15 protein-coding genes are annotated in these 13,739 nt (G+C 75.2%); 4 read left to right on the plus strand and 11 right to left on the minus strand.

Annotation, left to right across the window (positions count from 1 at the left end):
- Nucleotides 1-35 precede the first annotated feature (35 nt).
- Both MT994_RS13110 and MT994_RS13115 read right to left on the minus strand, forming a co-directional pair.
- A complete protein-coding gene (locus MT994_RS13110) occupies nt 36-743 on the minus strand; it encodes a histidine phosphatase family protein (RefSeq protein ID WP_354806580.1) in 708 nt (235 codons plus the stop codon).
- A gap of 234 nt (nt 744-977) precedes the next feature.
- Nucleotides 978-1,457 (minus strand): hypothetical protein, encoded by a 480-nt coding sequence (locus MT994_RS13115; protein WP_354806582.1) that lies wholly within the window; start codon nt 1,455-1,457, stop codon nt 978-980.
- Between the two features lie 165 nt (nt 1,458-1,622).
- On the opposite strand from MT994_RS13115, the gene MT994_RS13120 reads away from it, so the two are divergent.
- On the plus strand, nt 1,623-2,045 hold the full coding sequence (locus MT994_RS13120) for a hypothetical protein (protein ID WP_021483261.1): 423 nt from the start codon (nt 1,623-1,625) through the stop codon (nt 2,043-2,045).
- 61 nt (nt 2,046-2,106) lie between these two features.
- Here MT994_RS13120 and MT994_RS13125 read toward each other — a convergent pair whose 3' ends face one another.
- Nucleotides 2,107-2,631, minus strand: coding sequence for a putative immunity protein (locus MT994_RS13125; RefSeq protein ID WP_354806584.1), 525 nt, complete (start codon nt 2,629-2,631; stop codon nt 2,107-2,109).
- Between the two features lie 260 nt (nt 2,632-2,891).
- Between MT994_RS13125 and MT994_RS13130 the strand changes: the two genes are divergently transcribed.
- Nucleotides 2,892-3,650, plus strand: coding sequence for a DinB family protein (locus tag MT994_RS13130; RefSeq protein WP_354806585.1), 759 nt, complete (start codon nt 2,892-2,894; stop codon nt 3,648-3,650).
- Between the two features lie 30 nt (nt 3,651-3,680).
- On the opposite strand, the gene MT994_RS13135 is transcribed toward MT994_RS13130, so the two are convergent.
- Nucleotides 3,681-4,154: a hypothetical protein gene (locus tag MT994_RS13135; protein WP_354806587.1), complete on the minus strand. Its 474-nt coding sequence runs from the start codon at nt 4,152-4,154 to the stop codon at nt 3,681-3,683.
- Nucleotides 4,155-4,166: 12 nt separating this feature from the next.
- Nucleotides 4,167-4,952: a class I SAM-dependent methyltransferase gene (locus tag MT994_RS13140; RefSeq protein WP_354806589.1), complete on the minus strand. Its 786-nt coding sequence runs from the start codon at nt 4,950-4,952 to the stop codon at nt 4,167-4,169.
- 110 nt (nt 4,953-5,062) lie between these two features.
- Here MT994_RS13140 and MT994_RS13145 point away from each other — a divergent pair, with 110 nt between their 5' ends.
- Complete coding sequence (locus MT994_RS13145) at nt 5,063-5,503, plus strand: pyridoxamine 5'-phosphate oxidase family protein (RefSeq protein ID WP_354806590.1); 441 nt, start codon at nt 5,063-5,065, stop codon at nt 5,501-5,503.
- Nucleotides 5,504-5,528: 25 nt separating this feature from the next.
- On the opposite strand, the gene MT994_RS13150 is transcribed toward MT994_RS13145, so the two are convergent.
- From MT994_RS13150 to MT994_RS13160, 3 genes are all read right to left on the minus strand, one after another.
- Complete coding sequence (locus MT994_RS13150) at nt 5,529-6,272, minus strand: hypothetical protein (RefSeq protein WP_354806592.1); 744 nt, start codon at nt 6,270-6,272, stop codon at nt 5,529-5,531.
- 153 nt (nt 6,273-6,425) lie between these two features.
- Entirely contained in the window at nt 6,426-7,064 is a 639-nt protein-coding gene (locus MT994_RS13155; protein WP_043651674.1) for an FMN reductase, read from the minus strand.
- Nucleotides 7,065-7,214: 150 nt separating this feature from the next.
- Nucleotides 7,215-8,402 (minus strand): LLM class flavin-dependent oxidoreductase, encoded by a 1,188-nt coding sequence (locus MT994_RS13160; RefSeq protein WP_034656123.1) that lies wholly within the window; start codon nt 8,400-8,402, stop codon nt 7,215-7,217.
- 365 nt (nt 8,403-8,767) lie between these two features.
- Here MT994_RS13160 and MT994_RS13165 point away from each other — a divergent pair, with 365 nt between their 5' ends.
- A complete protein-coding gene (locus MT994_RS13165) occupies nt 8,768-9,112 on the plus strand; it encodes an RNA polymerase-binding protein RbpA (protein ID WP_021483180.1) in 345 nt (114 codons plus the stop codon).
- A gap of 103 nt (nt 9,113-9,215) precedes the next feature.
- Here MT994_RS13165 and MT994_RS13170 read toward each other — a convergent pair whose 3' ends face one another.
- From MT994_RS13170 to MT994_RS13180, 3 genes are all read right to left on the minus strand, one after another.
- The gene (locus MT994_RS13170; protein ID WP_354806594.1) at nt 9,216-10,034 is read right to left on the minus strand and encodes a polyprenol monophosphomannose synthase; all 819 of its coding nucleotides are present in this window, start codon (nt 10,032-10,034) and stop codon (nt 9,216-9,218) included.
- Nucleotides 10,031-11,803, minus strand: coding sequence for an apolipoprotein N-acyltransferase (gene lnt, locus MT994_RS13175; RefSeq protein WP_354806596.1), 1,773 nt, complete (start codon nt 11,801-11,803; stop codon nt 10,031-10,033). Before lnt ends, MT994_RS13170 begins: the two co-directional genes overlap by 4 nt.
- A 288-nt stretch (nt 11,804-12,091) precedes the next feature.
- Nucleotides 12,092-13,732 carry an amidohydrolase family protein gene (locus MT994_RS13180; protein ID WP_354806597.1) on the minus strand — a complete coding sequence of 547 codons (1,641 nt, stop codon included), beginning with the start codon at nt 13,730-13,732 and terminating at the stop codon, nt 12,092-12,094.
- Nucleotides 13,733-13,739: the final 7 nt, after the last annotated feature.

Raw genomic sequence — 13,739 nt, forward strand, 5'->3', positions numbered from 1 at the left:
CGGCGCGCTGACCTGCACCGACGCTCTCGTGGTCGTCAGTCCCGCGCCCCGGAGCCCGCGGCGAGATGCGCGACGTCGCCCAGGGCGACGACGGCACGGTTGTGGAAGTAGCCGTCCTCGCGCAGCGTCGTGATGCTGCCCGAGGGCACCGGGAAGGCGACGTGCCCCGCGGCGTCGACGGGCATCCCGATCCAGGCCGCGACGACGAACGTGGCGGCGAACCCGTGCGTCACGACGACCTGGTGGTCCACGTCCCGCCGCAGGAGGTCCGTCGTCGCCGCGTACACGCGCAGCGCGACGTCGAGGCGGGTCTCGGCGCCGGCGACACCGACGTCGTGCCGCAGGCGGTCGCCCGTGGCGGGCGGCGGGACGAACCGTGCGTCGAGCCACGCCTGGGGGCGACCGCCGGCCTCGCCGTAGGACGCCTCGCGCAGCCGCGGGTCGAGGCGCACCGCCGCGCCGAGCGCGTCGGCGACCGCGGTCGCGGTGCGGCGCGTGCGCAGGAGGTCGGACGTGACGACGTCCGTGCTCGCACCGGCCGGGACACGCGCGCGCAGCGCCGCCGCGACGAGGTGCGCCTGCCGCAGCCCGGCGGGCGTGAGGTCGGAGTCGTGCTGGCCGCCGACGAGTCCGTCGACGTGGTGCGTCGCCTCCGGGTGGGTCACGACGTGCACGGTGCGTTCGCGCACACCGACGAGGTCGGGCAGCGGGGGAGCGAGGAGCGGTCGGGGAGCGTCGGGCACCGGGACAGGGTGGCACACGGCCCGGAGGACGGTGGTGTCGAGGGGAGCGTCGCGGCGGACGGCGTGCACCGTGACGCAGGGGGAGCGGCACCTGGGGCGGAGATCGATGACTCGGGCACGCTCGGCAGCGGGAGGGCGACCCGAGAAGCGGCGGACGCCGCGCGGTCACCGCACGCACTCGCGCATCACCATGGTGTTGACCTAAACACAATGGTTTGGGGTCTATGTCCGATTCTAGGCATCGTAGCCGATGGTGCGGTCCCGAACCACCCGGCGGCTGCCCGGCGCTGCGACGGGCTGTGGCGAACTCGCGGACGATGGCCGGTCGGCACGCTGGTCGGCATCGTTCGTGGGCCGGGCCTGCACGGGGGACACCGTGCGCCAGGTCCACACGCCGGCCGCCGCGAGGCCGCCGATGGCGCCGACCAGCACGAACGTCAGGACGGTCAGCACGAGCACCGGCAGCCAGGCGAGCGTCGCGCACGTCGTCAGGACGCGTCCAGACCGACGGGCGTCCGGTGCGGCGGCCGTGAACACCGAGGTCGACGCGCCCGAAGATGCCGAGACGGATTTCGAGGGCGCCGGTGCGACGGACGCGCCGATACCGGACCGCGACGCACGCTGCAGGGATCGCACGGCGCGGCGAGCCGCTCGGCGGTCGGCGTTGTGGGCGGCCGGGGCGAGAATCTGCGGTGCGTACGTCGTCGTGCTCATGACGAAGGGGAGCCCACCGGGGCGCCTCGTGATGCGCTGGAGGACGCTTCCTTCCCGTTAAATGACATAATGTGTATTATCGGCGCAACGTTGAGCGGTGTGAGAGCTGCCCTGCAGACCTCTCCGTAGCCCGCGTGCGTGGGTCCCCGGGTGTGTACTGGCCGCATGGGATCCGCCGGCCTGGAACCGTCCACCCGCTGCGCGATCGACGCGGTCACCGCGCTGCGCCTCGTGCACGACGACGTGACCCTCGGTGCGCGACGCCCGCTCGTCGGGCCGTCCGTCCTGCGCAGCCACGCGCTGTCGATGCTGTACCAGGACGTGCGCCGCGGCGCCCTCGACGACAAGACGGCGCGCGAGCGTCTCGAAGGTGTCGCGTCGCTGCGGATCCGTCTGCTCGGTGACCGGGTCTCGCGCGCGACGGCGTTCCGCATCGCGCGCGAGCTCGACGCCGACGACACGTCGGCCACCGAGTACGTCGCGGTCGCGACGCTCCAGGCCGACGTCCTCGTGGCCGGTGACGAGCAGGTCGCCGCCGCGGCGGACGGCCGGATCCCGCTCGTCGCGTACGAGGACCTCCTGCGCTGAGCCACCACGTTCGTCCGCGCTCGTGACACCACGGTCGAACCCGTCCGAGCCGGGCTCGGGGTCAGTCGTCGAACACGTGCCAGCAGATCGCGCTGCGACGCCGCTGGTCGTCGAGCACGAGCTCGCGCAGCTCGGCCGGGATGCGCCCGCGCTGCCGGTCCCGTTCCGCGAGGCGCGCCGCCTCGGCGTCCTCCCCCCGTGCTGCGGCGTCCGCGGCAGCCGCGCGGATCGCGTACGCCGCCGCGCCCAGCCCGTGGGCGGCGACGTGCGCCACGGCGACGGCCTGGCCGGCCGCGAGCGCCGCGTACTTGACGGGTGCGGCCTGGTCGCGGCCGGCGGCGTTCGCGATGAAAGCAGTGGTGTGGGCGGTCTTCATGGGGACGTCTCCGCGGATCCAGGCGTGGGCGACGTCGAGGGCGTCTCGGGGTCGGGTGTCGTCGGGTCGTGCGCGTTCGAAGATCGGCAGGACGTGCTCGGCGCAGTCGACGGCCCATCGGGCGATCTGGTGGTGGTGCTCGTCGGTGAGGGTGCCTCCGCGTCGGATGGTGACGAGGCGGGGGTCTCGGTCGGTGGGCAGGATCGGCATGGTGCGATGCTCCCCCGGCCCGGTGTCGGGGCACCAGCCCGGGGGGCGCGTGGGCCAGGTCGTGGGGCCGACGGCCGGGGGGCTCTGGTGGGGCGAGGGTCGGGCGGCGTACGGTGCGAACGTCCCCGTTCGTCGTCCGTCCGGGAGGTCTGAGGCCTCTCCCCCGGGCCGGGACCTTCGTGCCGTGTCGTCGGCGCGAAGGGTCCTCTCCCCCGGGTCTGGCGTGTCCTGTCGGGCGGGCCGTTCTCGAGGAGGCGCTCATGGTCCGGTTCACCCGTTCTGACGATCTGCGGGGTGCGACGTTCGAGGGTGTGGATCTGCGGGGCGCGCGGTTCGTGGAGGCGGACCTGTCCGGGGTCGTGGTGCGGGGTGCGCAGGTGGAGGGTCTGGACGTCGACGCGCCGTGGTTGTCGGACGGCGATGCTCCGGTGCTGGTGAACGGGGTGGACGTGCGGGGGTTCGTGGAGGCGGAGCTGGACCGGCGCTTCCCGGGCCGGGAGCTGCGGCGGGCGGCGGACCCGGAGGGTTTGCGGGCGGCGTGGGCGGCGCTGGAGTCCACGTGGGCGACGACGCTGGAGCGGGTGGCGGCGCTGCCCGCGAGCGCCGTGGACGTGTCGGTGGACGGTGAGTGGTCGTTCGCGCAGACGGTGCGGCACCTGGTGCTGGCGACGGACGCGTGGCTGGGGCGTGCGGTGCTGGGGGTGGAGCAGCCGTTCCATCCTCTGGGGCAGCCGGGCCCGCAGGCGGCGGAGGACGGGTTGGACCTGTCGCTGTTCGTTGTGGGGACGCCGTCGTTCGGTGAGGTGCTGGAGGCGCGGGCGGGACGGGTGGCGATGGTGCGGGACTTCCTGGCGGGGGTGACGCCGGAGTCGTTGGGGGTGGTGCGTCGCAACCCGTGGTCGCCGGAGTATCCGGAGACGACGCTGTCGTGCCTGCACGTGATCCTCGAGGAGGAGTGGGAGCACCACCGGTTCGCGGTGCGGGACCTGGCGGTGGTCGAGGCGTCGCTGGCGGGGTGAGCGCGGGTGGCCTTGCTGTGGTGCGTGGAGTCAGGTGGTGCGTGTCACCTGGGCGGCGAGGTTGGGCGTGATCCGGGTGAGGTCGGGGTCGGTGGGGAGCCCGTCGGGGACGAGGGTGGCGGTGACGAGGGTCTGGGCGTCGCCGTACTCCACGTGGAGGTGGCCGTCGTCGAGGTCGGTGACGAGGCCGCAGGTGGAGGCTCCGGCGTCGTCGCCCGGGGTGTCGCCTTCGACGACGGTGACGAGGCAGACGACGTCCTGCCCGTCGCGGGTGCCCGACCCGGCGTAGAAGGTGGCGCCGTCGAGCTCGCCGAGGCGTCGTGCCGTGCCGGGGTCCATCTCGTCGGGCGTCATCGTGTCGGCGAGGGCGTCGTCAGGGGTGGCTGGGTCGGCGAGGCGGGTGACGAGGTCCTGGGGTGTCACGGGCCCGGAGCAGGCGGCGAGGGCCAGGAGCGCGGCGCCGACGAGGAGCACGGGTCGGGTCCGGCGGCGGGACAGGTCCATCGAGGATGGATATCACGTCGCGAGGGCTGGTCGGGGTGGGCGCCGGTACACGGACACGTGGGAGGGCGACTCTGCAGTGAACGGCTCCCCCGCCCATCCGGCGTGGCGGGTCTCGAGCTCGAGCCCGGCGAGGCGGGCCATGAGGTCGAGCTCGGCGGGCCAGACGTACCGGTGGGGTGTGCGGTCCACGGTGGCGTGGCCGTCGTCGTCGAACCGGACGTGGTGGGACACGACGCGCTGGTGCAGGACGTCGTAGGTGTCGACGCCGAGGTGGCCGGGCTCGGCGAGCCAGACGGTCGCGGTGCGACCCGGCGGCAGGGCGCGCAGCTCGGGGACCCAGAGCTCGACGACGAACCGACCTCCTGGGGCGAGATGACGTGCGGCGTTGCGGAAGCACTCGACCTGGGCGTCCTGGGTGAGCAGGTTGGAGATCGTGTTGTCCACGAGGTAGACGAGCGTGTGCTCCCCCGGCACCCTCGCGGTGGCCATGTCGCCGACGACGACGGGGAGGGTCGTCTCGTCGGCCTTCTCGCGCAGCCGGGCGACCATGTGCCGGGAGATCTCGATGCCGGTCACGGGCACGCCGCGCGCGGCGAGCGGGATCGCGACCCGGCCCGTGCCGACCGCGAGCTCGACCGCGCTCCCCTGGCCCGCGAGCGCCGCGAGCCGGTCCACGGCGGGGTCGAGGGTGTCGGGGGCGAACATGCCCTCGCCGGGGGTGTCGTACCGCGCGGCGGCGTCGGCGTCCCAGAGGCGTTCCTGGTCGGTGCCGGCGTGGTCGGTGCGGGAGTCCGTCATCGTGCGACGGTGTCAGGCGCTGTGCCCGGCGGTCCAGCGATTTCGGGTCGTGGGGTCTTCGGTGTCCTCGGCGTCTCTGCTCGGGCGATACCGGGCGCTACGGTGTCGGCATGGATCGTGCAGCGTTCGTCGGCTTCGTCCGTTCTCAGGGGTGGGGGGTCGTGGCGTCCCTCGGTCATGACGGTGGCCCGCAGGCGGCGTTCCTCGCGGTGGCGGCGACGGACGCGGGTGAGCTGGTGTTCGACGCGCGCGCGTCGTCCCGCAAGGTGGCGAACGTGGCCCGGGACCCGCGCGTCGCCGTGACGGTCGGGGGGACGGACGGGACGACCGTGCAGTGCGAGGGTGTCGCGGACGTCCCGGCCGGTGCGGACCGGCGGCGCTGCGCCGCGGCGTACGCGGCGGCGTTCCCGCAGTTCGCGGGGTCGTTGGGGGACGACGGCATCGTGCTGCTGCGGGTGACCCTGGCGTGGGCGCGGTACGGAGACTTCCGTGACGGCCGGTCGGTGATGACGGAGGTCGACGTGACCGGGTGGGGTCCGGCCGGGGACTGACGCGCTCCTCCGTCGGTCGGGCCGGTCAGTCGAGCAGGGCCTGCTTGGCGCGGGCGTACTCGGTGTCGGTGAGGTCTCCGGCGCGGTGGAGGACGGCGAGGCGTTCGAGCCGGGTGACGAGGTCCGCTCCCCTGCCGGTGGGTGCCGGGTCGGTGGTGGCCCGCCCGACGACGCGCCACAGGGCGCGGGTGAACACGCCGGGTCGGCGGGTGGTCCCGGCGTGGTCGGGGCGCAGGTGCGGGACGCGGGCGGAGGGCACGGTGCGGTCGTCGAGCTCGATGGCGCCGGGGCGGGTGGCGGCGAGCGAGCGGGCGAAGCGCGCGAACCGGGCGGAGGAGCCCTCGAGCAGGACGGCGCGCGTGGCGCGGGCGGTGGGGTGCTGGTCGTCGCGCCAGGTGACGGCGACGGTGGGGCCGTCGCCGGTGACGGTGACGACGGGCCGCCCGGCGGGTTGCAGGACGGTGTCGTCGCCGCGCACGAGGCGCAGGCGGGTGCCGTCCCACACGAGGCGACCCCCGGCGACGTGGAACATGGCGGGGTACCGGGGTGCGGCGGTGAAGCGGGCGGCGTCGGGGGTGGGCTGCGGTGCCCGGACGATGCCGACGGGGCGGCGCCGGGGCGGGGCCGCGACGTCCTGGTCGGGGCGGGGCGCGTGGTCGGCGAGGGCCTCGACGACGGGGACGGCGAGGGTCTGCGGGGCGGCGGGCCGCGCGGCCTGCGCCGGGTCGCCGGGTCGCGCGGCCTGGTCCTCGGTGGTGCTGCGGCTCATGGTGCTCCCCTGTCGTCGTCGGTCCCCCGATCCTGCCGCGACGGGCCTGCCGGGGGCAAGGCGGGTCGCGGTGCGGGCGGGGTGTCGTCGCAGGTCGGGCAGGGGTGCGCGCCCCGGCCGGAGCACCGGTGGCCGGGGCGCGCGGTCAGGAGGTCACAGGCCGCCGAGCAGGGCGGTGAAGTCGGGCGTGCCGGCGAACGGGTCGGCGGGGCCGGTGTTCTTGCGCAGCGCGACCTTCTCCGCGAGCTCGCGGCCCGCGCGGGCGATGCGGGCGGGCAGGCCGCCCCCGGAGTCGCCCTCGGCGGCCGCCCAGTCGTCGGTGGCGGCGAACACGGACGTCGTGGCGACGTCGGCCCGCAGGTAGGTGAACAGGGGGCGCAGCGAGTACTCGAGCGCGAGCGAGTGGCGGGCGGTGCCGCCGGTCGCGCCGAGCAGGACGGGCGTGCCGGTGAGCGAGTCCTTGTCGAGGACGTCGACGAACGACTTGAGCAGCCCGGAGTACGTGGTGGTGAACAGCGGGGTGGTCACGACGATCCCGTCGGCGGCGGTGAGGCGCTCGAGCACGCCCGCGAGGTCGCCGGTCGGGAAGCCGGTGAGCATGGCGTCGACGACGGCGTGCGCGTGGTCGCGCAGCTCGACGGTCTCGATCTCGGCGCTCACGCCGAGGCCCTGCAGCTCGCGCACCGTGGCCTCGCCGAGCCGGTCGGCGAGCAGGCGCGTGGAGGACGGCTTGGACAGCCCGGCGGACACCACGACGAGGCGGCGGTCCGGGGCGGGGGTGCTGGCGGTCATGCGGTGCTCCTGAGGTGCTGACGTGCGGTGCGGGGTGCGGCCCGTCGCGGGCCGGGTACTACCGTGCCCGACGGCGGCCGGTCGCGGGTGCGGGGCACTCCTCGACCGTACGCCGTCGGGCCCGTGGTCACGGCGCGGGTGTCGCCGGTGTCACAGGCCGAACGCGGCACCGGCGGTGGCGGTGCGGGTGTCGTCCTCGGCGGTGCGCCCGGTCCACAGGTCCTCGGTGCCGCCGACGTGCGCGGCGCCCTCGGTCCCGGCCGCGCGGGCGGCCGCGACGCGCTCGGCGTGGCTCGGCGGGTTCGCCGGCACGTGCGCGGGGCGGACGGCCTCCATCTCCTTGCGCAGCACGGGCACGACCTCGCCCGCGAGGAGGTCGATCTGCTCGAGCACGGTCTTGAGCGGCAGGCCCGCGTGGTCGACGAGGAACAGCTGACGCTGGTAGTCGCCCACGTGGTCGCGCATCGCGGCGTACCGGTCGATGACCTGCTGCGGCGAGCCGACGGTGAGCGGCGTCTCGCGCGTGAAGTCCTCCATCGAGGGCCCGTGCCCGTAGACGGGCGCGTTGTCGAAGTAGGGGCGGAACTCGTCCCACGCCTTCTGGGAGTCCTTGCGCATGAACACCTGGCCGCCGAGCCCGACGATCGCGGTGTCCGCGGGGCCGTGGCCGTGGTGCTCCCAGCGCTGACGGTAGAACTGCACCATCTGCTTCGTGTGGCTCATGGGCCAGAAGATGTTGTTGTGGAAGAACCCGTCACCGTAGTAGGCGGCCTGCTCGGCGATCTCGGGGCTGCGGATCGACCCGTGCCACACGAACGGCGGGACGCCGTCCAGCGGCCGCGGCGTCGAGGTGAAGCCCTGGAGCGGGGTGCGGAACTTGCCCTCCCAGTCCACGACGTCCTCGGTCCACAGCCGGCGCAGCAGCGCGTAGTTCTCGATCGCGAGCGGGATGCCCTGCCGGATGTCCTGCCCGAACCACGGGTACACCGGGCCGGTGTTGCCGCGGCCCATCATGAGGTCCATGCGGCCGTCGGAGATGACCTGGAGCATCGCGTACTCCTCCGCGAGGCGCACCGGGTCGTTCGTCGTGATGAGCGTGGTCGAGGTCGACAGGACGATGTTCTTCGTCACGCCCGTCAGGTAGCCGAGCATGGTCGTCGGCGAGGACGGGACGAACGGCGGGTTGTGGTGCTCCCCCGTGGCGAAGACGTCCAGCCCCGCCTCGTCCGCGTGCTTCGCGATCGTCAGCATGGACCGCACGCGCTCGGTGTCGTCGGGGGTCCGGCCCGTCGTGGGGTCCGTCGTGACGTCGCCGACGGTGAAGATGCCGAACTGCATGGTGTGCTCCCGTGAGTCCTAGGTCGATGCGTTTGCATGTACATGCCGCTCAACCGGGCTCACCCCGGGTTTGTTCCCGCACCCCGGGCCACGAGGTGTGAGCGTGCACACGTCCGGGGCCGGGCGGGGGCCGCGGAGTTGCGCGGGGCATCGAAACCCGGGAGCCTGGGACGGCGCGCCGAGGCGGGCCGGCACGACGCACCGCGGGGGCCACCAGGTCGTGAGGCCCCGCGACGTTCACCGGACCTTCACGGCGTGTCGGAACACCGACCGCACGTGAGGCGTTGCCTCTCGTAGACCGGGCCGCTGCCCGCACCCCCACCGGGCGAGCCCACCCACCCCCGAAGACCCCTCAGGAGGACACCATGGCCGACCGTTCGCTGCGCGGGATGAGCATCGGTGCGAAGAGCATGGAGTCGGACGAGGGCGTCGACTTCGCCCCCCGCTTCCAGGCGCACTACGACTGCCCCAACGGGCACACCATCATCCTGCCGTTCTCGACCGACGCCGAGGTCCCCCCGGTGTGGGAGTGCCGCTGCGGCGCCGAGGCGCTGCTGCGCGACGCGGAGCGCCCCGAGCCCAAGGCCGGCAAGCCCGCCCGCACCCACTGGGACATGCTGCTCGAGCGCCGCACCATCTCCGAGCTCGAGGAGCTCCTCGACGAGCGCCTCGGCCTGCTGCGCGCCGGCAAGCTGCGCCGCAGCGCCTGACGCCTCGCCGCACCCGTCACGAGAGGCCCGGACCCCCGCGAGGGGGTCCGGGCCTCTCTGTGTCGCGGCCATCACCGCGGGGACGTCTCACCGCGGGGACGTCTCAGCGCGTGCCGCTCCGCCCCGCGACCGACCGCGCGAGGCTCGCGAGCTGGGCCGCGCGCCGTCGGGCACCCCAGACCGTGACCTTCCACAGCGCCTCGGTGACGATCGCGCGGCTCATCTTCGACCGCCCCGCCGTGCGCTCGACGAACGTGATCGGCACCTCCGTCGCGCGGCCACCCGTCCGCACGACCCGCCACGCCATGTCGACCTGGAAGCAGTACCCGTGCGACTCCACGCTCGCGAGGTCGACGGCGCGCAGCGCGGACGCCCGGTAGGCGCGGTAGCCCGCCGTCGCGTCGCCCAGGTGCAGCCCCAGCGCGAGGCGCACGTACGCGTTGCCCGCGCGCGAGAGCACCTCGCGGTGCCGCGGCCAGTTCTCCACGCGCCCGCCCGGGACCCAGCGCGACCCGATGACGAGGTCCGCGCCGCCGTGCGCGCCGTCCGCCGTGGCCGGGCCGAGGGCGGCGAGCAGGGACGGCAGCTGCTCTGGCTGGTGGGAGCCGTCGGCGTCCATCTCCACGAGCACGTCGTACCCGGCGTCCAGCCCCCACCCGAACCCCGCGACGTACGCGGCGCCCAGGCCCTCCTTCCCGGCCCGGTGCAGCACGTGCACGCCCGGGTCGACGGCGGCCGCGGCGTCGGCGAGGTCGCCCGTCCCGTCCGGGCTCGCGTCGTCCACGACGAGCACGTCCGCGTCCGGCACCGCGGCGCGCAGGCGCGCGAGCGTGCCCGGCAGGGTCAGCGCCTCGTCGTACGTCGGCACGACGACGAGCACGCGCCCGCCCGGGACGCCGCCCTCCCCCGCGCGCGGGCTCACGGCGCCTCGTCCCCGGCCGGCGCCGGGGCGGTCCGGGTGCGGCGCTCGCGGACGACGGTGACGACGCCCGCGGCGAGGAGCCCGAGGGCGAGGAGCTCGACGACGCGGCCCGGCCAGTCTCCGGCCCGCACGGCGGGCGTGAGGCTCGTGCGCAGGGGCAGGTCGGCGACCATCTGGTCGGCGGTGAACAGGCCCGTGCTCTGCAGGAGCGTGCCGTCGGGGGCGATGACGCCGCTCACGCCGACGGTCGAGACCTGCACGGTCGCGCGGCCCGTCGACACGGCGCGCAGCCGCGACATCGCGAGCTGCTGCGTCGATTCTGCGGTGTACCCGAACGAGGCGTTGTTGGTCGGCACGACGAGCAGCTCGGCGCCCGCGTCGACCGCGTCGTCGACGAGGCCGTCGTAGGCGACCTCGAAGCAGATGACGACGCCGAGCGGCACCGTGCGCCCCAGGCGGGGCGCGTCGAGGTTGACGACGCCCGTCTCGGTGCCCGCGATCATGTCGATGCTCACGCGGTCGACCTGGTCGGAGAACACGCGCAGCAGGGAGCGCAGCGGGATGTACTCGCCGAACGGCGCCGGGTGCTGCTTGGCGTAGCGGTCGACGACGCCGGTGCCCGGCTCCCACAGGAGCGACACGTTGTACCGGCCGCCGGTCTCGGGGTACTCCTGCGCGCCGACGAGGATCGGCGCGCCGATCTCCTGCGCGACGTCGTCGACGGCGCGCGCCACCTCGGGCGTGGTCTGCGGGTCGAGGTCGGACCCGTTCTCGGGCCACAGCACGACGTCGAGGTCGCCCGGCTCGACGTCGTCGAGGAGGGCGAGCGTGCCCTGCAGGTGGTTGTTCAGCACCTCGGCCCGGTTCGCGAACGACCCGAGGCCGGGCTCGCCCACGTTGCCCTGCACGGCCCCGACGGCGAGCGTGCCCGCCTCGGCGCGCGTGTCGAGCGGCACGAGCAGCGGTGCGACCACGAGCGCGGCCGCGACGGCCACGGGGACGACGGCGCCGGTCACGACGTCGCTGGTCGCGATGTCACGACGGCGCACCACGGCGAGCACGGCGACCGCGAGCAGCGACCCGGCGAGCGCGACGAGCAGCGACACGAGGACCTCTCCCCCGAGCCACGCCGCGCGACCCAGCGGGGAGTCCGCCTGGGAGAACGCGAGCCGGCCCCAGGGGAACCCGCCGAACGGCACCTCGGTGCGTGCCTGCTCGGCCCCGACGAACAGCACCGCGAACGCGACGGCCTGCCGCCCGGGGTGCCCCGTGAGCCACGACCAGCGGCGCGCCCAGACCCACGCGGCACCGAGCAGCCCGACGAAGCACGCTTCCATGACGGACAGCGCGAGCCACGGCGCGGTCTCGGTCGCGTAGTTCGCCCACCACAGGTGCGGCAGGAAGAACGCCAGGCCCCACACCAGGCCGACGAGGAAGCCCCAGCGCGCGCCGTCGCGGCGCAGCGCCCAGAACAGGGCGGCCACGCCGACGAACGCGAGCGGCCACCACCCGCGGTCGGGGAACGCGGTGTCGGTGAGCAGGCCGCCCGCCAGGGCGAGCAGGAGCGTCAGGGGCCGCGACGGGACGTCCGTCGACGGACCCGCGGGGACCTCGCGCTCAGGTCGGCCGCCGGGCCGTGCGTCCGGCCCGGCGTCCGGTCCAGCGTCGGGCTGCCGGTCGCGGGGCGTGCCCGTCTCGGGCGCACGGGCGGCCGTGCCTGCGGGGCGGGATCGCCCGGCGGGAGCGGCCGGGGGCTCGGGGGCGTGCACGGGTGCACCCTACGCCACGGACCTGCACGAAGACCTGGCGGGCCACCGCCGTCCGCGCAGGGTCGGCGGGCGCCGGGAGGGAGGGAGGGTGTGCGGGCTCGCGCGCCCTTCGGCCCGTACGACGCCGCCACCGGCGGAGCACGTTTTCTACTGAGCGCGCGAGCCCGGCCAGGTACCCGGCGCGGCACGCCGAGGGGTCGTCGTCGGTGGCTGATCCCCCTGCGGCCACGGGGGCCGGAACACCCTGTCGAAACTACTCCGGCTCACCGCCCTGTCAAGCGGGAGCGATCAGACGAAGGTGTCGAACAGGGGCACTCCGGCCCGCACGGTCTGCAGGCACCGCGGTCGCGGCACGTCCGGCCCGAGCTCGGGCAGCAGCGGCTGCCCCGCGCGCGCGTCGGTGCTCCACGACGACGTCGTGCGGCCCAGCGCGCCCTGCACCACGAGGTGCTCCCCGCGCCACACCGCGAGGTGCGCGGGCGCCCCCACGCGCAGCTGCCCGGCGCCGGTGTGGTCGAGCCCGGCGATGCGCCACCCGCCGCGCGTGTGCGCACGGAACGCGGCCCGGGCCGAGATCTGCTGGTCCGGGTCGACGTGCGACATCGCGGCGAGCACGCCCGCCCACGGGTCGATCCGCGTCACCGGCGCGTCCGACCCGAACGCGAGCGGCACGCCGGCCCCCGCGAGGTCGGCGAAGGGGCTCAGGCCCTGCGCCCGCATCGCCCCCACGCGCGCGGCGTACATGCCGTCCGGGCCGCCCCACGCGGCGTCGAACGCGGGCTGGATGCTCAGGCTCACCCCGTACAGCAGGAGCGTGGCGAGCGCGGTCGCGTCGACGAACAGCGCGTGCTCGACCCGGTGCCGCGCCGCGCGCACCGCGCTCTGCCCGTGCGCCTCGGCCGCGAGGCCGAGCCCGCGCACGAGCTCGTCCATCGCACGGTCCCCGATGACGTGGAACCCGCCCTGCGTGCCGGCCGCCGCGACCGCGGACAGGTGGTCCGCGATCTGCTCCGCCGTGAGGTAGAGGTTCCCGCGGTCGCCGCGGTCCGGCCCGTCCTGGTAGGGCAGCCGCATCGCCGCCGTGCGGGACCCGATCGACCCGTCGACGTTGAGGTCGCCCGCGATGCCCGCGAGGCCGGGCACGTCCGCGAGGAGCGCGCGGGCGTCGTCGGCCGTGGCGCACAGCTCGCCCCGGTACCCCACGACGTGCGGCAGGCCCGACGACGCGTCCGCCGTGAGGGCGAGGATCTCCCGCAGCCCGGCGCGCGTGTCGATGTGCGGGGCGCTCATCTCGTGCACCGACACCACGCCCTGCTCGGCCGCGGCCCGCAGCGCCGTGCGGTACAGGTCCGTGCGCCGCGCCGGGGACACCGCCCGGGCGACGTCGCGCGCCACGTGGTGCGCCTCCCCCGCGACCCAGCCCGACTCGTCCCACCCGGGCCGCGTCTCGAGCGCGCAGCGGCGCGCGAGCGTCGTCGACACCACCGCGGAGTGCACGTCCACCCGCGCCGCGTACACCGCGCGGCCGCCCGCCGCGGCGTCGAGCTCCTCGCGCGTCGGGGGCCGCCCCTCGGGCCAGGACCGCTCGTCCCACCCGAAGGCGAGCACGACGTCGTCCTCGTGCGCACCGGCCGCGGCCTTCGCGACGGCGTCGAGCGCGGCCGCGAGCGACGTCACGCCGGCGCTCGCGGACAGGTCGACGCCGGCCAGGGCGAGCCCGACCTCGAACAGGTGGACGTGGGCGTCGACGAACCCGGGGGCGACGAGCGCCCCGTCGAGGTCGATGACGCGGTCGGCGCGGGCGGCGAGCCCGTCGGCCGTGTCGTCGGCGCCGATCCAGGCGATGACGCCGTCGTCGACGAGGAGCGCTTCCGCGAACGGGTCGGCCGGGGAGTGGATCACGCCGCCGCGGTACAGGGTTGAGGCCACAGTCCTT

This window comes from Cellulosimicrobium sp. MI9406 (genome assembly GCF_040595865.1).
Lineage (GTDB): Bacteria > Actinomycetota > Actinomycetes > Actinomycetales > Cellulomonadaceae > Cellulosimicrobium > Cellulosimicrobium funkei.

Excerpts from the sequence above, each read along its gene's own strand:
- MT994_RS13115 (WP_354806582.1), bottom strand. The coding sequence starts at position 1,457 with ATGAGCACGACGACGTACGCACCGCAGATTCTCGCCCCGGCCGCCCAC.
- MT994_RS13120 (WP_021483261.1), top strand. The coding sequence starts at position 1,623 with ATGGGATCCGCCGGCCTGGAACCGTCCACCCGCTGCGCGATCGACGCG.
- MT994_RS13125 (WP_354806584.1), bottom strand. The coding sequence starts at position 2,631 with ATGCCGATCCTGCCCACCGACCGAGACCCCCGCCTCGTCACCATCCGA.
- MT994_RS13130 (WP_354806585.1), top strand. The coding sequence starts at position 2,892 with ATGGTCCGGTTCACCCGTTCTGACGATCTGCGGGGTGCGACGTTCGAG.
- MT994_RS13135 (WP_354806587.1), bottom strand. The coding sequence starts at position 4,154 with ATGGACCTGTCCCGCCGCCGGACCCGACCCGTGCTCCTCGTCGGCGCC.
- MT994_RS13140 (WP_354806589.1), bottom strand. The coding sequence starts at position 4,952 with ATGACGGACTCCCGCACCGACCACGCCGGCACCGACCAGGAACGCCTC.
- MT994_RS13145 (WP_354806590.1), top strand. The coding sequence starts at position 5,063 with ATGGATCGTGCAGCGTTCGTCGGCTTCGTCCGTTCTCAGGGGTGGGGG.
- MT994_RS13150 (WP_354806592.1), bottom strand. The coding sequence starts at position 6,272 with ATGAGCCGCAGCACCACCGAGGACCAGGCCGCGCGACCCGGCGACCCG.
- MT994_RS13155 (WP_043651674.1), bottom strand. The coding sequence starts at position 7,064 with ATGACCGCCAGCACCCCCGCCCCGGACCGCCGCCTCGTCGTGGTGTCC.
- MT994_RS13160 (WP_034656123.1), bottom strand. The coding sequence starts at position 8,402 with ATGCAGTTCGGCATCTTCACCGTCGGCGACGTCACGACGGACCCCACG.
- MT994_RS13165 (WP_021483180.1), top strand. The coding sequence starts at position 8,768 with ATGGCCGACCGTTCGCTGCGCGGGATGAGCATCGGTGCGAAGAGCATG.